This is a genomic window from Mesorhizobium sp. WSM3224, assembly GCF_000427725.1.
Classification (GTDB): Bacteria; Pseudomonadota; Alphaproteobacteria; order Rhizobiales; family Rhizobiaceae; genus Mesorhizobium.
Genome location: NZ_ATYO01000004.1, coordinates 1 through 22,397, shown reverse-complemented (window position 1 = coordinate 22,397; position 22,397 = coordinate 1). Strand labels below are relative to the sequence as shown.

Genomic DNA, 22,397 nt, shown 5'->3' with positions numbered 1-22,397 from the left:
TCATGCCAGAACCGTCGCGCCGCTTGACGAGCAGCGCCCGGCACCGCTAACACGTGGCGCGCCAAAATCGGCAGCCTGCCGATCTTTTTTCAAGAGGGGACACCCGTGACGCGGCAGAACTATCTCTTCACCTCGGAATCCGTCTCCGAGGGTCATCCCGACAAAGTCTGTGACCGTATCTCCGACGAGATCGTCGATCTGGTCTATCGCGAAGCCAAGAAGACGGGCATGGATCCGTGGAAGGTTCGCGTCGCCTGCGAAACGCTGGCCACCACCAATCGCGTCGTTATCGCCGGCGAGGTTCGCGTCCCCGTCACGCTTTTGAAGAAGGACAAGGCGGGCAACGTCCTGATGGATGCGTCCGGCCACCCTGTGGTCAACCCGGCCAAGTTCAAGTCGGTTGCCCGCAAGGCGATCCGCGAGATCGGCTACGAGCAGTCGGGCTTCCACTGGAAGACCGCCAAGATCGAAGTGCTGCTGCACGGCCAGTCGCCCGATATCGGCCAGGGCGTCGACAGCGCCGCCGACCGCCAGGGCGAGGAAGGTGCCGGCGACCAGGGCATCATGTTCGGTTACGCCTGCCGCGAGACGCCCGACCTGATGCCGGCGCCGATCTATTACAGTCACAAGATTCTCGAACTGCTGGCCGCCGCGCGCCATGAAGGCAATGGCGAGGCCGGCAAGCTCGGCCCGGACGCCAAGAGCCAGGTCACTGTGCGCTATGCCGACGGCAAGGCGGCGGAAGTCACGCAGATCGTGCTCTCCACCCAGCATCTCGATGCGAGCTGGGATTCCAAGAAGGTTCGCAAGGTCGTCGAGCCCTACATCCGCGAGGCGCTGGGCGACTTGAAGATCGCCGCGGACTGCAACTGGTACATCAACCCGACCGGCAAGTTCGTCATCGGCGGGCCTGACGGCGATGCCGGTCTCACCGGCCGCAAGATCATCGTCGACACCTATGGCGGCGCGGCACCGCATGGCGGCGGTGCCTTCTCCGGCAAGGACACCACCAAGGTCGACCGTTCGGCGGCCTACGCGGCGCGTTACCTTGCCAAGAACGTGGTGGCGGCCAAGCTTGCCGACCGCTGCACCATCCAGCTCTCCTACGCCATCGGCGTCGCCCAGCCGCTGTCGGTCTATGTCGACCTGCACGGCACCGGCAAGGTGGACGAAGCGAAGCTCGAGGATGCGTTGCGCAAGGTTATGGACCTGTCGCCGTCGGGCATCCGCCGTCATCTCGACCTCAACAAGCCGATCTACGCGAAAACCTCGTCCTACGGCCATTTCGGCCGCAAGGCCGGTCGCGACGGTTCCTTCTCCTGGGAGAAGACTGACCTCGCCAAGGCCCTCAAGGACGCGGTCGCCGACGCGATTGCCGCCTGACGGCGTCGCCAAGCCTATCCATGAAGCCAAACGACAGGCCAAGCCGCGCGACCGAAGGATTTTTCGGTCGCCGGCACGGCAAGACCATTCGCCCGCAGCAGGCGGTCGCCCTTGAAAGCGGCCTGCGCGAATACCGGGTCGACCTGACGGCGGAAGCGCCGGCTGATCTCAAGACGCTCTTCAAGGCAGAAATTTCAGCGCTTCAACTGGAGATCGGCTTCGGCGGAGGCGAGCATCTCCTGCATCGCGCCACGGAGGCGCCGGCAACCGGCTTCATCGGCGTCGAGCCTTTCGTCAACGGCATGGCCAAGATGATGACGGCGCTTGCCAAGGCGCCGCTTGCCAATCTGAGGGTTTATGACGACGACGCCACGCGCCTGCTCGACTGGCTGCCGTCAGGCTCGCTCGACGGCATCGACCTGCTCTATCCCGATCCGTGGCCGAAGAAGAAGCATTGGAAGCGGCGCTTCGTCAGTGCCGCCAATCTCGGCCGGTTCGCCAGGGTGCTGAAGGCAGGCGGCAGGTTCCGCTTCGCCTCCGACATCGACAGCTATGTTAACTGGACGCTGCTTGCCTGCCGCGATCACGGCACCTTCGCATGGCAAGCGCAAGACGCCGCCGGCTGGCACGAGCCCTATGCGGGCTGGCCCGGCACGCGCTACGAGGCCAAGGCCATCCGCGAGGGGCGGCGGCCTGCCTACCTGACCTTTATCCGGAAATAAAATAGTATCGGGCAGTTCTCAACTTCGGCCGCTTAGAACCGACCGATCTTGTCCAGCGCGGACGGATCGATGCCGGGCTTCTCCAGGTCGCTCGGGGGCGGCTTGCGGCCGGCTTTGGCGGCCCGCGACGCGGCTGCCGCGCTGCCGAATGTGTTGAAGAAGTCACCGATTACGAAAAACAATCCGCGGTCCATATAACCAACCTCGCGCGCCGCGGCGCGCGTCCTTCTCTTTTGCGTTGCAACATAGATGGGTGCCGCCTGCCGCTGCTTGCAAGGCAGGCGGCCGCATGGCGGCCATGCCCGGCGCGCAACCCTGCAGCTCCGGCTGAACTTCGCCCGGACTACCTGCAGGCTTGAAACACAGTCCGGGATCGTCTATATCAGCCTCAAATTCTTGGTCGGTATGACGAAGAGTGGGTCCACCCGGTCCCGCTCTTTTTTGTTACCTGCCGGCCGGAAGCAAGAAGCGACAGGGATCTGATGACTGCAGCGGCAAGCGAGGCCGACGACCGTATCATCCGCGAAAGCGGTATCGATGCGCGCATTGCGCTGATCGTGCAGCCGGTGCTCAAGGCCATCGGCTTCCGGCTCGTGCGGGTGCATCTGACCGGCCAGAACGGGCTGACGCTGCAGATCATGGCCGAACGCGAGGACGGCACCATGACCGTCGAGGATTGCGAAGAGGTCAGCCGGGCGGTGTCGCCGGCCCTCGATGTCGATGATCCGATCGAAAAGGCGTATCATCTCGAAGTTTCGTCGCCCGGCATCGACCGACCGCTGGTGCGCAAGTCGGATTTCACCACCTGGACCGGCCATCTGGTCAAGCTGGAGACGTCGGTTCTTGTCGCCGATCGTAAGCGCTTCAAGGGCAAGATCGCCGAGGCCGATGCCGATGGCATCCTTATCGAGCGCGACAAGGCGGCCTATGGCGAAGAACCGACCGTGCGCGTGCCTTATGACGCGATTGCCGAAGCCCGGCTGGTGCTGACCGACGATCTCATCCGCGATGCCCTATCGAAGGACAACCGGGCTCGCAAGGAAGCCAAGAAGCGCCGCGGCGAAGCGGAAGACGCTGCCGCCGGCGAGGAAAACGAAACCGAACAGGAAAGTTGATTGAGTAGCCGGGCTATATGCCTGGCGCGAAATCGGGAGAACGACAATGGTTGTAAGCGCCAACAGGCTTGAACTGCTGCAGATCGCCGATGCGGTCGCGCGCGAAAAGTCGATCGACAAGCAGATCGTCATCGCCGCCATGGCCGATGCGATCCAGAAGGCGGCGCGCTCGCGCTACGGCCAGGAGACCAACATCCGCGCCGACATCAACCCGAACACGGGCGAGATGAAGCTGCAGCGGCTGATGGAAGTGGTCGAGAAGGTCGACGACTACGCGACGCAGATCGCGCTTTCCTCGGCGCGCGAGCGCAACCCCGACGCCCAGGTCGGCGACTTCATCGCCGAGCAGCTGCCGCCGATGGATTTCGGCCGCATCGCCGCCCAGTCGGCCAAGCAGGTCATCGTGCAGAAGGTGCGCGAGGCCGAACGCGATCGCCAGTATGACGAATACAAGGACCGCATCGGCGAGATCGTTAACGGCACCGTCAAGCGCGTCGAATACGGCAACGTCATCGTCGATCTCGGCCGTGGCGAGGCGATCATCCGCCGCGACGAGCTGATCCCGCGCGAGAACTACAAATATGGCGACCGCGTCCGGGCCTATGTCTACGACGTGCGCCGCGAGCAGCGCGGCCCGCAGATCTTCCTGTCGCGCACGCATCCGCAGTTCATGGCCAAGCTGTTCACCATGGAAGTGCCTGAAATCTACGACGGCATCATCGAGATCAAGTCGGTCGCCCGCGATCCGGGCTCGCGCGCCAAGATCGCCGTCATCTCGCGCGACAGCTCGATCGATCCGGTCGGCGCCTGCGTCGGTATGCGCGGCAGCCGCGTCCAGGCCGTGGTCGGCGAATTGCAGGGCGAGAAGATCGACATCATTCCGTGGTCGCCTTCGGCCGCTTCCTTCATCGTCAACGCGCTGCAGCCGGCCGAAGTCGCCAAGGTGGTGCTCGACGAGGATGCCGAGCGCATCGAAGTGGTGGTGCCGGACGACCAGTTGTCGCTCGCCATCGGCCGCCGCGGCCAGAACGTGCGTCTGGCCTCGCAGCTCACCGGCTGGGATATCGACATCCTGACCGAGCAGGAAGAGAGCGAGCGTCGCCAGAAGGAATTCGTCGAGCGTTCGGCGCTGTTCATGGAGGCCCTCGACGTCGACGAGATGGTGGGCCAGGTGCTTGCCTCCGAAGGCTTCACCAGCGTCGAGGAAGTCGCTTATGTCGACTCGGGCGAAATCTCCTCGATCGACGGCTTCGATGAGGACACCGCTTCGGAAATCCAGACCCGCGCCCGCGAATATTTGGAGAAGATCGAGGCCGAGCATGACGAAAAGCGCAAGGCGCTGGGCGTCAAGGACGAGCTGCGCGACATCCCCGGCGTCACCACCGCCATGATGGTGACGCTTGGCGAGGACGGCGTGAAGACCATCGAGGACTTCGCCGGCTATGCTGCGGACGATCTGATCGGTTGGAAAGAGCGCAAGGACGGCGAGACCAAGGTCTTCCCGGGCGTGCTCGCCAGCCATGGCGTCTCGCGCGCCGAGGCCGAGCAGATGGTGCTCGCCGCGCGCAGGCAGGCCGGCTGGATCACCGAGGAAGAGCTTGCCGCCGAGCCGTCGGCGGTCGACGAAACCGTCGGTGCGTGAGGTGACCACCGATCACAAAGCCCGTGGACGAGATGAACGATCGCACTTGCATCGTTACGCGCAGGCAGGCCGAAGCGGATGAACTGATCCGCTTCGTCGTCGGCCCGGATTCGGCCGTCGTTCCGGACATCAAGAGAAATCTGCCCGGCCGCGGTTGTTGGGTCACCGCCGATCGCCTACATATCGAGAAGGCAGCGGCAAAGAACCTGTTTGCCCGTGCTTTTAAGGCACAGGTGACCGTTCCAGCCGATCTTGGCGGCATGGTTGACGGGCTGCTCTCCAGATCCGCTCTGGGTATGCTTGGCCTTGCCCGCAAGGCTGGCGCCGTCGTTCTTGGCGCCGCCAAGGTCGAGGGCGCGGTGCGCGACGGGCAGGCGCTCCTCGTGCTGCATGCGGCTGAGGCTGCGGACGATGGTATCCGCAAGATCAGTCAGGCGCGGCGGGCGACCGTCCATCTTGGCGGCCCCGCCATCCTTGCCTACAAACTTTTCTCCGAGGCCGAGTTGAGCTTGGCATTGGGGGGTACAAATGTGATACATGCTGCCGTTCTCGCGCAGGACGCGGGACAGGCGGTTGAAAAGCGCGTTGTTGCGCTCGACCGATATCGGGGCGGTACCCCGAATGACCTGGCAATGCTTGCGGCCGTTGCTGACGAAGATGATGCCGCAGAGGATATGGAATGAGCGATACGAAATCGGGCGACGACAAGACGTTGAGTGTTACGCCAAAGAAGACCTTGACGCTGAAGCGCCCCGGCCTCGAGCAGGGCACTGTGCGCCAGAATTTCTCGCATGGCCGCACTAAGTCGGTCGTGGTCGAGACCAAGAAGCGCAAGTTCTCGTTGCCCGGCGACAAGCCGGAGCCGGTGGCGCCGTCCGTCTTCACGCCGAAGCCCGCCGTGGCTGCCCCTGTTGCCGCCGCGCCTGTCGTGCAGGAAGCGCCGAAGGCGCCGCCTCCGTCGCCAGAGCGTTCGGGCATGGTTCTGAACGAACTTTCGCGTGGCGAGATGGAAGCGCGCCGCAGGGCGCTGGAAGGGTCCAAGGCCCGCGAGGCCGAGGATCGCCAGCGTGCTCAGGAAGAGGGCAAGCGCCGCGCCGAGGAAGATGAGCGCCGCAAGCGCGAGCGTGACGAATCCGCGCGCCGTCAGGCCGAGGAAGAAGCGCGCCTGCAGACCGAGGCCGAGGCACGGCGTCGTGCTGAGGAAGAGGCTCGCCGCCGCGCGCCGCTGGCCGCCGAGGTCGCCACTGTCGATGACGAGGAAGAGGCAAAGCCCAGGCGCTCCGGTGCCGGCGGTGCAGCCAGTGTTCCGGCGCGTCGTCTTGCGACGCCGGAAGTGGCCCGTCCGGCCAAGCCGACCAAGGGCGAGGAAGATCGCCGCCGCGGCAAGCTGACGCTGAACTCGGCGCTATCGGATGAAGACGCGCGCGCCCGCTCGCTGTCGTCGATGCGGCGCCGCCAGGAAAAATTCAAACGCGCGCTCCACAATGAGCCGCGCGAGAAAGTCATGCGCGAAGTGATCCTGCCAGAAACCATCACCATCCAGGAACTGGCGCAGCGCATGTCCGAGCGCGCCGTGGACGTGGTCAAGTACTTCATGAAGCAGGGCCAGATCTTGAAGCCGGGCGACGTCATCGACGCCGACACGGCCGAGCTGGTCGCCTCCGAATTCGGCCACACGGTCCGCCGCGTCGCCGAGTCCGACATCGAGGAAGGCCTGTTCAACATCGCCGACCGTCCGGAAGACCTGGTGTCGCGTCCGCCGGTCGTGACCATCATGGGCCATGTCGACCACGGCAAGACCTCGCTGCTCGACGCGATCCGCAACGCCAATGTCGTCTCCGGCGAGGCCGGCGGCATCACCCAGCATATCGGTGCCTACCAGATCGAGAAGAACGGTCAGAAGATCACCTTCATCGACACGCCCGGCCACGCCGCCTTCACGGCGATGCGCGCCCGCGGCGCCCAGGTCACCGACATCGCCGTGCTGGTGGTGGCGGCCGATGACAGCGTGATGCCGCAGACGATCGAATCGATCAGCCACGCCAAGGCGGCCGGCGTGCCGATCATCGTGGCCATCAACAAGATCGACAAGCATGATGCCGACCCGCAGAAGGTGCGGACCGAATTGCTGCGCCACGAGGTGTTCGTGGAATCGATGGGCGGCGAGGTGCTGGACGTCGAGGTTTCGGCGACCAAGGGCACCAATCTCGACAAGTTGCTCGAAGCGATCCTGCTGCAATCCGAAGTCCTCGACCTCAAGGCCAATCCCGACCGCACCGCCGAAGGCGCGGTCATCGAGGCGCAGTTGGACAAGGGCCGCGGCCCGGTCGCCACCGTTCTGGTGCAGACCGGCACGCTGATGCCAGGCGACATCATTGTCGCCGGTAACGAGTGGGGCCGTGTGCGCGCGCTTGTCAACGATCGCGGCGAGCATGTGCCGGAAGCGCCGCCGGCCATGCCGGTCGAGGTGCTTGGCCTTCAGGGCACGCCGCAGGCGGGCGACCGCTTCGCCGTCGTCAACAACGAGGCGCGCGCCCGCGAGATCACCGAATACCGCCAGCGCCTGGCGCGCGACAAGGCGGTGGCCAGGCATGCAGGCCAGCGCGGCTCGCTCGAGCAGATGATGTCCCAATTGCAGACGAGCGGACTGAAGGAATTCCCGCTGGTCATCAAGGGCGACGTGCAGGGTTCGATCGAGGCGATCAATGCCGCTCTTGAAAAGCTCGGCAACGACGAGGTGCGTGCGCGCATTGTTCATGCCGGTGCCGGCGGCATCACCGAAAGCGACGTCTCGCTCGCCGAGACGTCCGGAGCGGCGATCATCGGCTTCAACGTCCGCGCCAATGCGCAGGCGCGTGCGGCTGCGGCTGCGGCCGGCATCGAGATCCGCTACTACTCGATCATCTACAATCTCGTAGATGACGTGAAGGCAGCACTCTCCGGCATGCTCTCGCCGGAGCGCCGCGAAACCTTCATCGGCAATGCCGAGATCCTCGAGATCTTCGACATCTCGAAGATCGGCAAGATCGCCGGCTGCCGTGTCACCGAAGGCAAGGTCGAGCGTGGCGCTGGTGTTCGCCTGATCCGCGACAACGTCGTCATCCACGAAGGCACGTTGAAGACGCTGAAGCGCTTCAAGGACGAGGTTTCGGAAGTGCCGGGCGGCCAGGAGTGCGGCATGGCCTTCCAGAACTACGAGGACATGCGCGTTGGCGACGTCATCGAATGCTTCCGCGTCGAGATGGTAACCAGAACGCTGTAAATTCGGGTATACTTGCCGAAATGATCCCGGGCGGCGGCCGAAAGGCTGCCGCCCAGACCCCTTAGCATTTGAGACATGTGGCGCGGTCCCATCCCGCGCTTCATGATTTCAGGACCAGAAAAAAATGCCCCGTTCGACAACATCAGGCCCCTCCCAGCGCATGCTGCGCGTCGGCGAGCAGGTGCGTCATGCGCTTTCCGAGACCTTGCAGCGCGGCGACGTCATCGATCCGGTGATTGAAAACAGCGTCGTCTCGGTGTCCGAGGTGCGCATGTCGCCCGATCTCAAAATCGCCACCGCCTTCGTCTCGCCGCTCGGCGCGGGTGACGACAGCGCCGTGGTCGAGGCGCTCAACAAGCACGCCAAGTTCATCCGCGGCCGTGTTTCCGGCGCGCTCAGGCAGATGAAGTACATGCCGGAGTTCCGCTTCCGGCTCGACACTTCCTTCGACAATTTCGCGAAAATCAACGAACTGCTGAAGTCGCCCGAAGTCGCGCGCGATCTCGGCACGGATGACCAGGCCGGAGACACCGGCCGGACCAAAGACGACAAGGACCAGGAATAGTGGCGCGCCGCGGCAAGAAGAAGGGGCGGCCGGTCTCCGGCTGGGTGGTGCTGGACAAGCCGGTCGGCATGGGCTCGACCGAGGCGGTCTCCAAGATCAAATGGCTGTTCCAGGCCGAGAAAGCCGGCCATGCCGGCACGCTCGATCCGCTGGCCTCCGGCATGCTGCCGATCGCCTTGGGCGAGGCCACCAAGACCGTTCCTTACGTGCAGGACGGCGCCAAGGTCTACCGCTTCACCGTCGCCTGGGGCGAGGAGCGCTCGACCGACGACCTCGAGGGCCCGGTAACCAACAGCTCCGACCGCCGGCCGGACGAGGCGGACGTGCGGGCGCTGCTGGCGAAATACACCGGCGTCATCATGCAGACGCCGCCGCAATTCTCGGCCATCAAGATCGCCGGAGAGCGCGCCTATGACCTCGCCCGCGAGGGCGAGACGGTCGACATACCGGCGCGCGAGATCGAGATCGGCCGTCTGGACATCATCGAGCACGGTGCCGACAAGACCGTTTTCGAGGTTGAATGCGGCAAGGGCACTTATGTGCGCGCGCTGGCGCGCGACATGGGCCGCGATCTCGGCTGCTTCGGCCATATCGCCGAATTGCGCCGCGTCGAGGTCGAGCCTTTCACGTCCGATGATTTTGTCACGGTGGCCGAGTTGGAAGCGGCCCGTTTTGGCGGCAAGACCGAAGCGGCACCGGACGAAGCCGAGGCCCCGGTCGATTTCAGCGCCATCGACGCGTTGCTGGTCGACACCGCGGTGGCTCTCGACTGCCTGCCGCAGGTCGCGGTCAGCGACGACGCGGCGACGAAGATCCGTCTCGGCAATCCCGTCATCATTCGCGGCCGTGATGCGCCGGTCGAGGCCGAGGAGGCCTGTGCCACCGCGCGCGGCAGGCTCGTCGCCATCGGCGCCATCGAACAGGGCATGTTCAAGCCCAAGCGGGTCTTTGTCGGGTGAATCCGGCGCAAGTGTTTGTTATCTACGCAATTCCGAACGGAAGACCGCTGCTCTAATCTCGGCTGGGCGCCGAAGCTCAGAGATCTCATGGCAAAGGCTGATACAGGCAGGAAAAGGGCGCCGCTGAAAACCCGTCGGCCACCGGTCGGGGCGTCGCCCGGGACGCTTATCGCCGATCCGGCGGCGCGGCGCAGCGAGCTTCGGCTGGCGCTGATCTCGCCCGGGAAATATCAAACCATCGACAATGCGAGCATCGACGATCTCAACACCCATTGCCAGAAATGGCCTGTCGTTTGGCTGGATTGCACTGGGCTTGCCAACATCCCGCTGATCGAGGAGATCGGCAGGATCTTCAATTTGCACCCGCTGGCGCTGGAGGATGTCGTCAACACCGGCCAGCGGCCCAAGGTGGATTTCTTCGAGGATCATGCCTTCGTCGTCATGCGCATGATCGACGATATCACCTCGCACCGCTACGAGCAGATCGCGCTGTTCTTCGGCACGAATTTCGTCGTCAGTTTCCAGGAACGCGAAGGCGATCCGTTCGATCCGGTGCGCAAGCGCATTGCGGGCGCGATGCCGAACCGGCTGCGCTCGCGCGGCGCCGACTATCTCGCCTATGCGCTTATCGATGCCATCGTCGACAGCTATTTCCCGCCGATCGAGGCGGCGAGCGAACTGGTCGACGGCATCGAGGACGAGATGCTGAACAAGCCGCACAAGCACCAGATGCGGCAGCTGCATGAATTGCGGCGCGACGCCAACGTGCTCAAAGGCGTGCTTTGGCCGATGCGCGATGCGCTGGCGACGCTGATCCGCAACGACGTGCCCTTCGTGAAGGCCGAGACCAAGATCTTCTTCAACGACACGCTCGACCATTCGTTGCGGCTGATCGAACTGGTCGAGAACCAGCGCGACATGCTCACCGGCCTGATCGAGATGCATCTCTCGCTGACCCAGGCCCATACCAACGACGTCATTTCCTATCTGACGATCGTCTCGGTGATCTTCATGCCGCTGACCTTCCTGGTCGGCGTCTGGGGGATGAATTTCGATCCGGATAGCTCGCCCTGGAACATGCCGGAGCTGAAAGCCTATTACGGCTATCCGGCGTCCCTGGTCTTCATGGTGCTGGTCGCCGCCGCTTTGATTGCGTTCTTCAAATGGAAGAAGTGGCTGTAGCCTCGAATTCTTCTGTTCTTGCAAGCGGAACCTGCGACAAGCCGGCTTGACGATTGGGCTGGTGTTTTGTCGGAAATTGCCCTATATGCGCCGCAGCTTCGCGCCCTGACGCGTTGCTTGCACTGGCCCCTGCTGGACGACATCCCGGCTGTGGGCGTCCCGTTTCCTCCAACAGATAAGGAAAAGCACGATGTCGATCACTGCCGATCGCAAGAAGGAATTGATGACTGAATTCGCAACCGCCAAGGGCGACACCGGGTCTCCGGAAGTCCAGGTTGCCATCCTTTCCGAGCGCATCAAGAACCTGACCGAGCACTTCAAGGACCACAAGAAGGATAACCATTCCCGCCGTGGCCTGCTTGCTCTGGTCTCCCAGCGCCGCAGCCTGCTTGACTACCTCAAGCGCAAGGATGACGCGCGCTACCAGACGCTGATCGACAAGCTCGGTCTGCGTCGCTGACGAATTGACCGGCGGGCTCTCCAAGGGGCCCGCCGGTCGCGCATTGGCGCATCGGATCGTCCGTTGCCTCGATGCTGAGAAAAAGGAAATTCCCCTCCGCGCATGGCGCGTTCCGGAAACAGCGGTTTCCGGCGTCATGCGCAAGGCGGCCGACCAATCGGCCAATCGGGTTCCGGACTTGCAGAGGGCTATCCGGAACCGCCCATGGACGGTCATGGGGCAGGATTGCAGGATGCTCGCTCGGCTGGGAGCCGGACCTATCGAGCTTCCCGTTGTCTTGCCCGTGGCTGCCCGAAGGAAGCCAGGAAAGGGAGAACCGCGACCGTCAAGACGGTGCGGCCCCTTCCGCATATGAAGGACAAGATATGTTCAATCAACACAAAGTGGAAATCGAATGGGGCGGCCGTCCGCTCATCCTGGAAACCGGCAAGATCGCCCGCCAGGCTGACGGCGCAGTGCTCGCCACCTATGGTGAGACCGTTGTTCTCGCCACGGTCGTCTCGATGAAAGAGCCGAAGCCCGGCCTGGATTTCTTCCCGCTTACCGTCAACTACCAGGAAAAGACTTACGCTGCCGGCAAGATCCCGGGCGGCTATTTCAAGCGCGAGGGCCGTCCGAGCGAAAAGGAAACGCTGGTTTCCCGCCTGATCGACCGCCCGATCCGCCCGCTTTTCGCCGACGGCTACAAGAACGACACCCAGATCGTCGTCACCGTCGTCCAGCATGATCTCGAAAACGATCCGGATATCCTGTCGATCGTCGCCACCTCGGCGGCGCTCACGCTTTCCGGCGTGCCCTTCATGGGCCCGATCGGCGGCGCCCGCGTCGGTTATATCAACGGCGAATATGTGCTCAACCCGCATATCGACGAGATGCAGGAATCCAAGCTCGACCTCGTCGTTGCCGGCACCGCCGACGCCGTGCTGATGGTCGAATCCGAAGCCAAGGAACTGCCCGAGGACCTGATGCTCGGCGCGGTCATGTTCGGCCATCGCGGCTTCCAGCCGGTGATCGAGGCGATCATCAAGCTCGCCGAGGTCGCCGCCAAGGAGCCGCGCGACTTCACGGCGCCGGATTACTCCGCGCTCGAAGCCGAGATGCTGAAGATCGTCGGCGACGAGCTTCGCGAGGCCTACAAGATCACCGACAAGCAGAAGCGCTACGCCGCCGTCGACGCCGTCAAGGCGAAGGTCAAGGCCGCGTTCGCGCCGGCCGAAGGCGAAGACGCCAAATACACCTCTGAGCAGATCGGCTCGGTGTTCAAGGAGCTCCAGGCCAAGGTCGTGCGCTGGAACATCCTCGACACCGGCTCGCGCATTGACGGCCGCGACCTGAAGACGGTCCGCAAGATCGTCTCCGAAGTCGGCGTCCTGGCGCGCACCCATGGTTCGGCGCTGTTCACCCGCGGCGAGACCCAGGCGCTGGTGGTTGCCACGCTGGGCACCGGCGAGGACGAACAGTATGTCGATTCGCTGACCGGCATGTACAAGGAGAAGTTCCTCCTTCACTACAACTTCCCGCCCTATTCGGTCGGTGAGACCGGCCGTATGGGCTCGCCCGGCCGCCGCGAAATCGGCCATGGTAAGCTCGCCTGGCGCGCCATCCGCCCGATGCTGCCTTCGGCGGAGCAGTTCCCCTATACGTTGCGCGTCGTTTCGGAGATCACCGAGTCAAACGGCTCGTCCTCGATGGCGACCGTCTGCGGCACCTCGCTGGCGCTGATGGACGCCGGCGTGCCGCTGGCAAAGCCGGTCGCCGGTATCGCCATGGGCCTGATCAAGGAAGGCGAGCGCTTCGCGGTGCTCTCCGACATCCTTGGCGACGAGGACCATCTCGGCGACATGGACTTCAAGGTCGCCGGCACCGCCAACGGCGTCACCTCGCTGCAGATGGATATCAAGATCGAGGGCATCACCGAGGAGATCATGAAGATCGCGCTGGACCAGGCCAAGGATGGCCGCCAGCATATCCTCGGCGAGATGGCGCATGCTCTGACCGGCGCCCGCCCCGAACTCGGTGAGTTCGCACCGCGCATCGAGGTCATGCATATCCCGACCGACAAGATCCGCGACGTCATCGGCTCCGGCGGCAAGGTGATCCGCGAGATCGTCGAGAAAACCGGCGCCAAGATCAACATCGAGGACGACGGCACGGTCAAGATCGCTTCGGCCAACGCCAAGGAGATCGAGGCGGCGAAGAAGTGGATCCACACCATCGTCGCCGAGCCGGAAGTCGGCGAGATCTACGAAGGCACCGTCGTCAAGACGGCCGACTTCGGCGCGTTCGTCAACTTCTTCGGCCCGCGCGACGGTCTCGTCCACATCTCGCAGCTCGCCAATGAGCGCGTCGCCAAGACCTCCGATGTCGTCAAGGAAGGCGACAAAGTTTGGGTCAAGCTGATGGGCTTCGACGAGCGCGGCAAGGTCCGCCTGTCGATGAAGGTCGTCGACCAGGCGACCGGCAAGGAAATCGCCCAGGACAAGAAGAAGGCCGAAGGCGAGGAAGACGCCGCCTGATAGGCCTGACATCAAGTTGAAGCGGGCGCGGCATAGGTCGCGCCCGTTTTCGTTTACAGAGGGCGACAATGGCCGCTGAGCCGCTGAAGACGCTGTTCTATCCGTTCGAGGCCGAGGCGCTGGCTCTGCCGCGAAAGGATGCCCGCGTTCTTTTTCTGGGCGCCGAACCCGGTTTCCGATTGCCCGCCGGTTTCGATGCGGCGCTGCATATCGTGCAGGGTTTCCGGCCGCATTTTCGCGCCCTGCAGGCGTCCGGCTATAGCGTGACGCCGCGGGTGGAAGGCCAGGGCTACGACATGGCTCTCGTGCTCGCCGGCCGGCATCGCGGACAGAATGAGTTGCGCATCGCCGAAGCCATCGAGCGCGTCGCGGCGGCCGGGCTGATCGCTGTCGCGGGCGGCAAGGACGACGGCGTCGACAGCCTGCGCAAGCGGATCAACGCCTTGACGCCGCTCGAAGGTCATCTGCCGAAGTATCACGGCGTTGCCTTCTGGTTCCGGCGAGCCGGCACGGAGGCGGCCGCGACGCTGCGCGCCGGCAACCCCGACCTTCTCGTCGAAGGCGGCTTCAAAACCACGCCCGGCATGTTCTCTTTCGATCGGGTCGATGCCGGTTCAAGATTGCTCGCCGCAAGCCTGCCCGGCGATCTCAGGGGCGGCATCGCCGATTTCTGTGCCGGCTGGGGTTATCTGGCGTCGGAAGTCCTGCGCCGCACGCGAGCCATCACTGCGCTCGATCTTTATGAAGCGGATTTCGAAGCCCTGGAGGCCGCCAGGCTGAACGTCCATGGCGCCATCGAGCCGCGCTTCTTCTGGACCGATCTCCTCACCGAGGCGCTCGAACGGCGCTACGACGCAATCGTCATGAACCCGCCCTTCCACGCCGGTCGCGCGGCCGAGCCTGGCATCGGCGCCGGCATGATCCGAGCGGCGTCGAAAGCGCTGAAACCGGGCGGCCGGCTGTTCATGGTCGCCAACCGCCAGCTTCCCTATGAGCAAGCGTTGTCGGCAGCCTTTGCCAGCCATGCCGAGGTCGCCCGCGACGGCATGTTCAAGGTGCTTTCGGCGCGCCGCTAAAAGCAAATCCAGGAAAAGTGTGAAGCGGTTTTCCGTCCGGAATTGCGCTGGGAGGAAGGCGCTTGGGTTCTACTGCACGCTGACGATGCGGGCCGGTTCGTGGGTGCCGAAGGCGGGCCGCGCTTCGCCGAGCTCGATCTTGAGCGGCGCCGGCCGGCCGAACAGATAGCCCTGGACCATCTCGCAGCCGGCAGCCCTGAGCAGCGTGGCCTGGTTCTCGGTCTCCACGCCTTCGGCGATGATGCCGACGCCGAGTGCCCGCGACAGGCCGACAATGGTCGAGACGATCGCGCCGGAGCTGGAATCGGTGTCGATGCGGGCGACGAAGGACCGGTCGATCTTCAGCTTGCCGAAGGAGAAATCGATCAGGTAGCTCAAATTGGAATAGCCGGTGCCGAAATCGTCGACGGCCACCGAAATCCCCATCTCGGCAAGCTGCTCCAGGATCGCGGCCGCGCGGTCGCGGTCCTGCATCATCGCCGTTTCGGTGACCTCGAGTTCCAGCCGTGACGGCTTGATCCCGGTCGATTCCATCACCTCGCGCACGATACCGATAAAGTCCCTGGTCATGAACTGGACCGGCGAGATGTTGACGGCGACGAAGCAATCCTGCGGCAGGTACTTGGCGTCGCTGCAGGCCTTGCGCAGCACCCATTCGCCGATCGGATTGATCATGCCGGTTTCCTCGGCGATCGGAATGAACTCCATCGGCGGGATCATGCCGCGTTCCGGATGCTTCCAGCGGATCAGCGCCTCATAACCGACGACGCGGCCGCTCGGCAGATTGAGCTGCGGCTGATAGTGGAGGCTGAAGTCGCCGCGGTCGAAAGCGGTCTTCAGCTCCGACTCGATCCATTGCCGATAGTCCGCCACCCGCCCCATATCGGCATGGAAGACAGACCAGTTGCCGATGCCGCTGGCGCGCGCGTTCTGCAGGGCAAGGTTGGAACGGCGCAGGACCAGGACCGGGTCGACGCCGTCCTTCGGCATCGCCACGATGCCCACCGACAGGCTGACCGACTGCAGATGCGTCTCCAGCTGATAGGGCTCCATCATCTCGTTGATCAGCTTTTCGATCAGCCGCTCGATCGAACCCCTGATCTCGCGGTCCGGCAAAAGCACGCCGAATTCGCCGGCCCCGATGCGCCCGATCACCGCATCCTCGGGCATGTTCTCCCTCAGCCTTTTGGTGAAGGCCCGGATCAACTCGTCGCCCTGGCTGTAGCCGATGGCGTCGTTGATCTGCTTGAAGCGGTCGATGTCTATGTCGATTAGGAACACCGGCTCGCCGGTTCGAACCGTCTGGGACGCGGCGTCGGCGATCCTGCCGACCATGGCCGGACGCGACAGCAGGCCCGTCAATTTGTCGAAATGCGTCTCCTTGAAGACATATTCGGCCGATTCATCGACGCCCGCGAAAAACGACATGGCGGCGCCCCCGGCTGCAAGGGCGCAAAGAGCGGCAATGACACCACCCATCGCTTCGGCCGGCATGCCGGCCAAGCCGTCGCCGAAGCCGAACCGCAGCCCCCACAGTCCGAGGATGAAACTGCCCATGCCCGAGCTGGCGATGGTGATCAGCCGGAACAGCGGAGTCCGTTTGGGATTGCTGACTGCAGACATGCATGGTCCCTAGATTACGGGACCTTATAGCGGATATCTCCTTAAAATGAGTTTCCGCCAATGCATCCAATTTTACTGGAAGGCTACTATCGCGATCGCCAACTATTCGCGAGGGACATCGTTCTGCTTCAGTTCTTCCAGTGCAGGCATCGAAATGATGTGATAGCCGGAATCCACATAGTGGATCTCGCCGGTGACGCCCGACGACAGATCGGAGAGCAGGTAAAGCGCCGAACCGCCGACTTCGTCGATGGTCACGGTGCGCCGCAGAGGCGAATTGCGCTGCTGGTAGGAGAACATATGGCGAGCGTCGGAAACGCCGGAGCCTGCCAGCGTCCGCACCGGTCCGGCCGAAATCCCGTTCACCCTGATGCCGCGCGGGCCGTAGTCATTGGCGAGGTAGCGCACGCTGGCCTCGAGCCCGGCCTTGGCGACGCCCATGACATTGTAGTTCGGCATCACCCGGACCGAGCCGGCATAGGTGAGCGTGATCATCGAGCCGCCATTGCCCATCAGCGCGGCGGCGTTGCGGGCGATCTCGGTGAAGGAATAGCAGGAGATCACCATGGTGCGCACGAAATTGTCGCGGCTGGTGTCGGCGTAGAGACCCTTGAGCTCGTTCTTGTCGGAAAATCCGATGGCATGCACCACGAAGTCCAGCCCACCCCAGGCCTTGCCGAGTGTCTCGAAGGTCGCGGTGACCGAGGCGCTGTCCTCGACATCGCAGGGCACGACCAAAGAGGCTCCCACCTTCTCGGCAAGCGGCTTGACCCGTCGCCCGAACGCGTCGCCCTGGTAGGTGAAAGCCAGCTCCGCCCCATGTTCCGACAGCTTTTTGGCGATGCCCCAGGCAATCGAATGGTCGTTGGCGACACCCATGACAAGCCCGCGCTTGCCCTTCATCAACCCGTCCATAAACGGCAATCCTTGTTAAAAAACGCTGGCTTATGCGGAATAGCGCTGGAAGATCAACGTTGCGTTCGTGCCACCGAAACCGAAGGAGTTGGACAGGACGGTGTCGATCCTGGCGTCGTCGATACGCTTGCGCACGATCGGCATGCCCTCGAATTCCGGGTCGAGCTCCTCGATATGGGCGCTCTCGCCGATGAAGCCGCCCTGCATCATCAGGATCGAATAGATCGATTCCTGCACACCGGCCGCCCCCAGCGAATGGCCGGTGAGCGACTTGGTCGAAGTGATGTGAGGCATCTTGTCGCCGAACACCTCGCGGATGGCGCCCATTTCCTTGGAATCGCCGACCGGCGTCGAGGTGCCGTGGGTGTTGATGTAGTCGACCGGGGTCGAGACGGTGGCAAGCGCCTGCCGCATGCAGCGCATGGCGCCTTCGCCGGACGGCGCAACCATGTCGTAACCGTCGGAAGTCGCGCCATAGCCGACGATCTCGGCATAGATCTTGGCGCCGCGCGCCTTGGCGTGTTCTAGTTCCTCGAGGATGAGGACACCCGCGCCGCCGGCGATGACGAAGCCGTCGCGGTTGACGTCATAGGCGCGGGAAGCGGTCGACGCATTGTCATTGAACTTCGACGACATTGCGCCCATGGCGTCGAACAGGTCCGACATCGTCCAGTCGAGGTCCTCGTGGCCGCCGGCGAACATCACATCCTGCTTGCCCCACTGGATCAGCTCATAGGCATTGCCGATGCAATGCGCCGAGGTCGAGCAGGCGGACGAGATCGAATAGTTGACGCCGTGGATCTTGAACCATGTGGCCAAGGTGGCCGACGCCGTCGAAGACATTGCTTTCGGCACGGCGAACGGGCCGATGCGCTTGGGACTGTTGTTCTTGATCGTGGTTTCCGCCGCTTCGACGATGGTCCGGGTCGAGGGGCCGCCGGAACCCATCACGATGCCGGTCCGCTCATTGGTAATGTCGCTTTCGCCGAGCCCGGCATCGGCGATCGCCTGATCCATGGCGACGTGGTTCCAGGCGGCGCCTTGGCTCAGGAAGCGCATGGCGCGGCGGTCGATCATCGCGGTGGGGTCGAGCGTCGGCGCGCCCCAGACCTGGCAGCGGAAGCCGTGTTCGGCGAAGGAATTGGAAAAGCTGATGCCGGATTTGGCATCGTAAAGCGAGCTCTGCACCTCATTGGCATTGTTGCCGATCGACGACACAATGCCGAGCCCTGTCACTACGACCCGTCTCATTCGTAACTCCTTCCGGCGTAGTTGGGCGAAAAACCTAGCCGGTTTTCGCCTTTGATCATACGCATATAAACTGACGTGGCGTCCGTTGGATAAGCGAGCGCCGCGGCGAAACGGTCAGGCTGCGGACTGCTTGGACAGACCGACCTTCAGATCCGTAGCCGCGTATATGGGTTCGCCATCCGCCTTGAGCCAGCCGTCGGCGATACCGAGCACCAGGCGGCCGCGCATCACGCGCTTGAAGTCGACGCCATATTCGACCTTCTTCACCGACGGCGTCACCATGCCCTTGAACTTCACTTCGCCAGTCGAAAGCGCCATGCCCTTGCCCGGCTCGCCGAGCCAGCCGAGATAGAAACCGGTCAACTGCCACATGGCGTCGAGGCCGAGGCAGCCCGGCATGATCGGATTGCCGATGAAGTGACAGGCGAAAAACCACAGGTCCGGCTTGATGTCGAATTCCGCGCGGATGAAGCCCTTGTCGAAAGCGCCGCCGGTCTCGCTGATTTCGGTGATGCGGTCGAACATCAGCATCGGCGGGTAGGGCAGCTGGGCGTTTCCCGGTCCGAACAGCTCGCCGCGGGCGCAGGCAAGCAGTTCCTCGTAATCATAGCTGGACTTTTGACCCGCCATTAACTCCGTCCCCGTTCTCGTTCCGGGCGGCAGGGCGCCCTTGTCGGTGGTTTCCTAACACACTCTGTTTGCGGCCGGAAACCGGCGTTTGCGCTTAACCCGTGCGCCTGCCCGGGTCAATGCGCGCTATTGATCGCGTTCGGACTACAGAATATATGTCGGCTGATGTCCGGTTTTGGCTTTTGACGTCTTTTTGCCATTCTGGACCTGTTGATGGGCTGGGCAGCAAGCTTCGAAGTGAAGATGGATTCGGGCTACCGGAAGGAAAATGTCGCTGTGGACAAGCGGGTTCGCGAAGCCGGCCTGAGGCCGACGCGCCAGCGCATCGCGCTGGCCGACCTGCTTTTTGCCAAGGGCGACCGCCACCTTTCGGCCGAGGAACTGCACGAGGAGGCGATCGCCGCCGGCGTGCCGATCTCACTGGCGACGGTTTATAACGCGCTCCACCAGTTCACCCAGGCCGGCCTGCTACGCATCCTGGCGGTCGAAGGCTCGAAAACCTATTTCGACACCAACACCTCCGATCATCATCACTTCTACGTCGAGGGCGAGAACCGGATTTTCGATATCGAAAGCGGGCCGGTAACCGTCTCCAACCTGCCGGCGCCCCCGGAAGGCATGGAGATAGCCAATGTCGACATCGTGGTGAGACTTCGCCCCAAACGCTGCGATTGATCCGCTGGCGATGCGTCCCGTCGACCTGGCAGTCCGGCTGGAATGGGTCGCGGTTGCCGTGGCGGCCATCGTTTTCTATGCAGTGTGGGGCGTCTCCTGGTGGCTGTTTGCGCTGCTCATCCTGGCGCCTGACCTGTCGATGCTCGGCTACCTTGCCGGGCCGCGCATCGGCGCGATTGCCTATAACGCCCTGCACATCCTGATCGCGCCGCTTGTTCTGGCGCTCGCCGGCGAGCTTCTTGCCAATTCAACGATCGCTGCCGTGGCGCTGATCTGGATCGCCCACATCGCCATCGACCGTGCCCTGGGCTACGGCCTGAAATTGTCCAGTGGTTTTCAGGATACCCATCTCGGGCGCATCGGGCGCCGCGAGGCTGATCCGTCCGGCAAACTCAGTTCTTGAACTTCTCGCCCGGATAAGCGCCCCATACCTGCGACTGGGCCATCCAGCCGATGTGGCCGTCGAAGGTCATTTCGCACCATTGGCCGTCGCATTTCTTGATCGAGCCGATCACGCCTGGCTCGATGATGGCGACGACACCCGCATCCTTGTCGGGCTCGTCGAGCAGGCTGATTCGCCCGCCCTTGCCGCGCTGCCAGGGCGCGACAATCGCGGTGCGGCGGCCGGAGAGCAGCGATTGGTTGATCCAGCCCTCCGAGCCGTCGGCATCGCGCACGCGGCGCCAGGTGTCGAATTCCTGGATGACTTCCATCGGCAGGCCGGCCTTCATGTACATCCAGTTGACGGAGTAATTGGCGCCGGGGCCGACGCGCGAGTTGACGCGGGCCGGCTTCAGGCTGACGAAGCGCGGCAGCGGCAGGCCGCTTGGGCCAAGCGTTATGGTTTGCGCCGGCGCCGCAGCGCTTTGCGCGAAGGCCTGCGGCGCGCACAGGAGGGCGCCAAGGATGGCTGCGCTGAAGGCCAGGCGAAGCGACGCGAAACCAGACACTTTCGTTCCTTTCGGCGCCGGTCCGTCTGGATGAGCGCCCCTTTTTCTTTGTCTTCGGCGGCACTGCTTGTTACAGGAGTGGGCTGATGCCGCGATCGGCTACAAGTTTCGCCGCTCTTGGTTAAAGAGGTCTCAACGAGATCGGTTTCGAGGAAGCTTCGGGGATAAAATGGCAGGCAAAAAACGGCCCCTCGTCGTCATCACGCGCAAGCTGCCCGATCCGGTCGAAACCCGCATGCGCGAGCTGTTCGATGCGCGGCTGAATGTCGAGGACCGGCCGATGACGCAGCCGGAGCTGGTCGCCGCGGTCAAGGAAGCCGACGTGCTGGTTCCCACCATCACCGACCATATCGATGCCGCGCTGATCGCCCAGGCCGGCGAAAACCTCAAGCTGATCGCGAATTTCGGCAACGGTGTCGACAAGATCGACGTAGCGGCGGCGGCCAAGAAAGGCATCACCGTCACCAACACCCCGAATGTGCTCACCGAAGATACCGCCGATATGACCATGGCGCTGATGCTCGCCGTGCCGCGGCGCCTGGCCGAAGGCGCCAATGTGCTGACAAGCGAGAAGAAATGGGCCGGCTGGTCGCCGACCTGGATGCTCGGCCGGCGCATCTGGGGCAAACGGCTGGGCATCGTCGGCATGGGCCGCATCGGCACGGCGGTCGCCAGGCGGGCCAAGGCCTTCGGCCTGTCGATCCATTACCACAACCGGCACCGCGTGCTGCCGGCGGTCGAGGAGGAGCTGGAGGCAACCTACTGGGAAAGCCTCGACCAGATGCTGGCCCGCATGGACATCATCTCGGTCAATTGTCCCTCGACGCCGGCGACGTTCCACCTTTTGTCCGGTCGTCGGCTGGCGCTGATGCAGCCTTCGGCCTACCTCGTCAACACCGCGCGCGGCGATATCATCGACGAGGAATCGCTGGTCAAGCTCATCCATGACGGCAAGATCGCCGGCGCCGGCCTCGACGTTTACGAGCACGAGCCGGCGCTGAACAGCAAGCTGTTGAAGCTTGCCGCCAAGGGCAAGGTGGTGCTTTTGCCGCATATGGGTTCGGCCACGCTCGAGGGCCGCATCGACATGGGCGAGAAGGTGATCATCAACATTCGCGCCTTCTTCGACGGCCACCGCCCGCCGGACCGGGTTCTGCCGCTCAGGACCTGAAAGATCCAATGGATGTCGCCCAAAAGTGCGCAGCGGTTTTGGGAGAACGACATGCATCAAAACAAAGGTTTAAAGCGCGTCGCCTGAATCCGTTCACGGTACACGACAGTCAGGGTGAGAACGGGATGATGTGTTTGGATTGAAGATTCCTCAGCAAAGGATCTTCGCCCATGACACTGATTCATTCCGCTCTCATCGAGACGTTAGGTCGGCACTTTTCGCTAAGCAAGAGCCGGCTTGTGACGCTTGCGGTGCTGATCGCCGGACTTGCCCAGTCGCGTAGCGTCAACCTTTCGCATC

The 22,397-nt window shown here is 63.4% G+C and carries 21 protein-coding genes; 15 read left to right on the top strand and 6 right to left on the bottom strand.

Annotated elements, in window-relative coordinates; translation table 11 throughout:
* Window positions 1-105: 105 nt before the first annotated feature.
* Both metK and YU3_RS0108920 read left to right on the top strand, forming a co-directional pair.
* Window positions 106-1,383 (top strand): methionine adenosyltransferase, encoded by a 1,278-nt coding sequence (metK, locus tag YU3_RS0108925; RefSeq protein ID WP_027165904.1) that lies wholly within the window; start codon window positions 106-108, stop codon window positions 1,381-1,383.
* 20 nt (window positions 1,384-1,403) lie between these two features.
* Window positions 1,404-2,105, top strand: coding sequence for a tRNA (guanosine(46)-N(7))-methyltransferase TrmB (locus YU3_RS0108920; protein WP_027165903.1), 702 nt, complete (start codon window positions 1,404-1,406; stop codon window positions 2,103-2,105).
* Between the two features lie 32 nt (window positions 2,106-2,137).
* On the opposite strand, the gene YU3_RS41210 is transcribed toward YU3_RS0108920, so the two are convergent.
* Window positions 2,138-2,299, bottom strand: a complete 162-nt coding sequence (locus YU3_RS41210; RefSeq protein WP_198021650.1) for a hypothetical protein — start codon at window positions 2,297-2,299, stop codon at window positions 2,138-2,140.
* Window positions 2,300-2,587: 288 nt separating this feature from the next.
* Here YU3_RS41210 and rimP point away from each other — a divergent pair, with 288 nt between their 5' ends.
* The 10 genes from rimP (at window position 2,588) to YU3_RS0108860 (ending at window position 14,882) form a co-directional block, all read left to right on the top strand.
* Complete coding sequence (gene rimP / locus YU3_RS0108905) at window positions 2,588-3,220, top strand: ribosome maturation factor RimP (protein ID WP_027165901.1); 633 nt, start codon at window positions 2,588-2,590, stop codon at window positions 3,218-3,220.
* 46 nt (window positions 3,221-3,266) lie between these two features.
* On the top strand, window positions 3,267-4,862 hold the full coding sequence (gene nusA / locus YU3_RS0108900) for a transcription termination factor NusA (RefSeq protein ID WP_027165900.1): 1,596 nt from the start codon (window positions 3,267-3,269) through the stop codon (window positions 4,860-4,862).
* A gap of 32 nt (window positions 4,863-4,894) precedes the next feature.
* A complete protein-coding gene (locus tag YU3_RS0108895) occupies window positions 4,895-5,545 on the top strand; it encodes an RNA-binding protein (protein ID WP_027165899.1) in 651 nt (216 codons plus the stop codon).
* Window positions 5,542-8,124, top strand: a complete 2,583-nt coding sequence (infB, locus tag YU3_RS0108890; RefSeq protein ID WP_027165898.1) for a translation initiation factor IF-2 — start codon at window positions 5,542-5,544, stop codon at window positions 8,122-8,124. Before YU3_RS0108895 ends, infB begins: the two co-directional genes overlap by 4 nt.
* A 124-nt stretch (window positions 8,125-8,248) precedes the next feature.
* Window positions 8,249-8,689 (top strand): 30S ribosome-binding factor RbfA, encoded by a 441-nt coding sequence (gene rbfA / locus YU3_RS0108885; protein WP_027165897.1) that lies wholly within the window; start codon window positions 8,249-8,251, stop codon window positions 8,687-8,689.
* A complete protein-coding gene (gene truB, locus YU3_RS0108880; protein WP_027165896.1) occupies window positions 8,689-9,648 on the top strand; it encodes a tRNA pseudouridine(55) synthase TruB in 960 nt (319 codons plus the stop codon). The genes rbfA and truB overlap by 1 nt, the downstream gene beginning before the upstream one ends.
* Window positions 9,649-9,735: 87 nt before the next feature.
* A complete protein-coding gene (corA, locus tag YU3_RS0108875) occupies window positions 9,736-10,830 on the top strand; it encodes a magnesium/cobalt transporter CorA (protein WP_027165895.1) in 1,095 nt (364 codons plus the stop codon).
* A gap of 148 nt (window positions 10,831-10,978) precedes the next feature.
* Window positions 10,979-11,290 carry a 30S ribosomal protein S15 gene (gene rpsO, locus YU3_RS0108870; RefSeq protein ID WP_274534970.1) on the top strand — a complete coding sequence of 104 codons (312 nt, stop codon included), beginning with the start codon at window positions 10,979-10,981 and terminating at the stop codon, window positions 11,288-11,290.
* Window positions 11,291-11,655: 365 nt separating this feature from the next.
* On the top strand, window positions 11,656-13,806 hold the full coding sequence (gene pnp / locus YU3_RS0108865; protein WP_027165893.1) for a polyribonucleotide nucleotidyltransferase: 2,151 nt from the start codon (window positions 11,656-11,658) through the stop codon (window positions 13,804-13,806).
* 68 nt (window positions 13,807-13,874) lie between these two features.
* Window positions 13,875-14,882, top strand: coding sequence for a class I SAM-dependent methyltransferase (locus YU3_RS0108860; protein WP_027165892.1), 1,008 nt, complete (start codon window positions 13,875-13,877; stop codon window positions 14,880-14,882).
* A 69-nt stretch (window positions 14,883-14,951) separates the two neighbouring features.
* Here YU3_RS0108860 and YU3_RS0108855 read toward each other — a convergent pair whose 3' ends face one another.
* The 4 genes from YU3_RS0108855 to fabA form a co-directional block, all read right to left on the bottom strand.
* Window positions 14,952-16,505, bottom strand: a complete 1,554-nt coding sequence (locus YU3_RS0108855; RefSeq protein ID WP_027165891.1) for a bifunctional diguanylate cyclase/phosphodiesterase — start codon at window positions 16,503-16,505, stop codon at window positions 14,952-14,954.
* 102 nt (window positions 16,506-16,607) lie between these two features.
* On the bottom strand, window positions 16,608-17,420 hold the full coding sequence (gene fabI / locus YU3_RS0108850) for an enoyl-ACP reductase FabI (protein WP_027165890.1): 813 nt from the start codon (window positions 17,418-17,420) through the stop codon (window positions 16,608-16,610).
* Window positions 17,421-17,450: 30 nt separating this feature from the next.
* A complete protein-coding gene (gene fabB / locus YU3_RS0108845; protein WP_027165889.1) occupies window positions 17,451-18,671 on the bottom strand; it encodes a beta-ketoacyl-ACP synthase I in 1,221 nt (406 codons plus the stop codon).
* 114 nt (window positions 18,672-18,785) lie between these two features.
* Window positions 18,786-19,301, bottom strand: coding sequence for a 3-hydroxyacyl-[acyl-carrier-protein] dehydratase FabA (gene fabA / locus YU3_RS0108840; RefSeq protein WP_027165888.1), 516 nt, complete (start codon window positions 19,299-19,301; stop codon window positions 18,786-18,788).
* 243 nt (window positions 19,302-19,544) lie between these two features.
* Here fabA and irrA point away from each other — a divergent pair, with 243 nt between their 5' ends.
* Both irrA and YU3_RS0108830 read left to right on the top strand, forming a co-directional pair.
* The gene (gene irrA / locus YU3_RS0108835) at window positions 19,545-19,976 is read left to right on the top strand and encodes an iron response transcriptional regulator IrrA (RefSeq protein WP_027165887.1); all 432 of its coding nucleotides are present in this window, start codon (window positions 19,545-19,547) and stop codon (window positions 19,974-19,976) included.
* A gap of 10 nt (window positions 19,977-19,986) precedes the next feature.
* Window positions 19,987-20,379 carry a DUF4260 domain-containing protein gene (locus YU3_RS0108830; protein WP_084508003.1) on the top strand — a complete coding sequence of 131 codons (393 nt, stop codon included), beginning with the start codon at window positions 19,987-19,989 and terminating at the stop codon, window positions 20,377-20,379.
* Here YU3_RS0108830 and YU3_RS0108825 read toward each other — a convergent pair.
* Complete coding sequence (locus tag YU3_RS0108825) at window positions 20,369-20,926, bottom strand: SH3 domain-containing protein (RefSeq protein ID WP_027165885.1); 558 nt, start codon at window positions 20,924-20,926, stop codon at window positions 20,369-20,371. The two genes, YU3_RS0108830 and YU3_RS0108825, sit on opposite strands and share 11 nt — an antisense overlap.
* Window positions 20,927-21,095: 169 nt before the next feature.
* Between YU3_RS0108825 and YU3_RS0108820 the strand changes: the two genes are divergently transcribed.
* Window positions 21,096-22,097 carry a D-glycerate dehydrogenase gene (locus tag YU3_RS0108820; protein WP_027165884.1) on the top strand — a complete coding sequence of 334 codons (1,002 nt, stop codon included), beginning with the start codon at window positions 21,096-21,098 and terminating at the stop codon, window positions 22,095-22,097.
* The last annotated feature ends 300 nt before the right edge of the window (window positions 22,098-22,397 follow it).

Excerpts from the sequence above, each read along its gene's own strand:
- rbfA (WP_027165897.1), top strand. The coding sequence starts at position 8,249 with ATGCCCCGTTCGACAACATCAGGCCCCTCCCAGCGCATGCTGCGCGTC.
- YU3_RS0108860 (WP_027165892.1), top strand. The coding sequence starts at position 13,875 with ATGGCCGCTGAGCCGCTGAAGACGCTGTTCTATCCGTTCGAGGCCGAG.
- pnp (WP_027165893.1), top strand. The coding sequence starts at position 11,656 with ATGTTCAATCAACACAAAGTGGAAATCGAATGGGGCGGCCGTCCGCTC.
- nusA (WP_027165900.1), top strand. The coding sequence starts at position 3,267 with ATGGTTGTAAGCGCCAACAGGCTTGAACTGCTGCAGATCGCCGATGCG.
- YU3_RS0108830 (WP_084508003.1), top strand. The coding sequence starts at position 19,987 with ATGCGTCCCGTCGACCTGGCAGTCCGGCTGGAATGGGTCGCGGTTGCC.
- corA (WP_027165895.1), top strand. The coding sequence starts at position 9,736 with ATGGCAAAGGCTGATACAGGCAGGAAAAGGGCGCCGCTGAAAACCCGT.
- YU3_RS0108820 (WP_027165884.1), top strand. The coding sequence starts at position 21,096 with ATGGCAGGCAAAAAACGGCCCCTCGTCGTCATCACGCGCAAGCTGCCC.
- YU3_RS0108920 (WP_027165903.1), top strand. The coding sequence starts at position 1,404 with ATGAAGCCAAACGACAGGCCAAGCCGCGCGACCGAAGGATTTTTCGGT.
- fabI (WP_027165890.1), bottom strand. The coding sequence starts at position 17,420 with ATGGACGGGTTGATGAAGGGCAAGCGCGGGCTTGTCATGGGTGTCGCC.
- rimP (WP_027165901.1), top strand. The coding sequence starts at position 2,588 with ATGACTGCAGCGGCAAGCGAGGCCGACGACCGTATCATCCGCGAAAGC.
- YU3_RS0108855 (WP_027165891.1), bottom strand. The coding sequence starts at position 16,505 with ATGTCTGCAGTCAGCAATCCCAAACGGACTCCGCTGTTCCGGCTGATC.
- infB (WP_027165898.1), top strand. The coding sequence starts at position 5,542 with ATGAGCGATACGAAATCGGGCGACGACAAGACGTTGAGTGTTACGCCA.
- YU3_RS41210 (WP_198021650.1), bottom strand. The coding sequence starts at position 2,299 with ATGGACCGCGGATTGTTTTTCGTAATCGGTGACTTCTTCAACACATTC.
- fabB (WP_027165889.1), bottom strand. The coding sequence starts at position 18,671 with ATGAGACGGGTCGTAGTGACAGGGCTCGGCATTGTGTCGTCGATCGGC.
- YU3_RS0108895 (WP_027165899.1), top strand. The coding sequence starts at position 4,895 with ATGAACGATCGCACTTGCATCGTTACGCGCAGGCAGGCCGAAGCGGAT.
- fabA (WP_027165888.1), bottom strand. The coding sequence starts at position 19,301 with ATGGCGGGTCAAAAGTCCAGCTATGATTACGAGGAACTGCTTGCCTGC.
- irrA (WP_027165887.1), top strand. The coding sequence starts at position 19,545 with ATGGATTCGGGCTACCGGAAGGAAAATGTCGCTGTGGACAAGCGGGTT.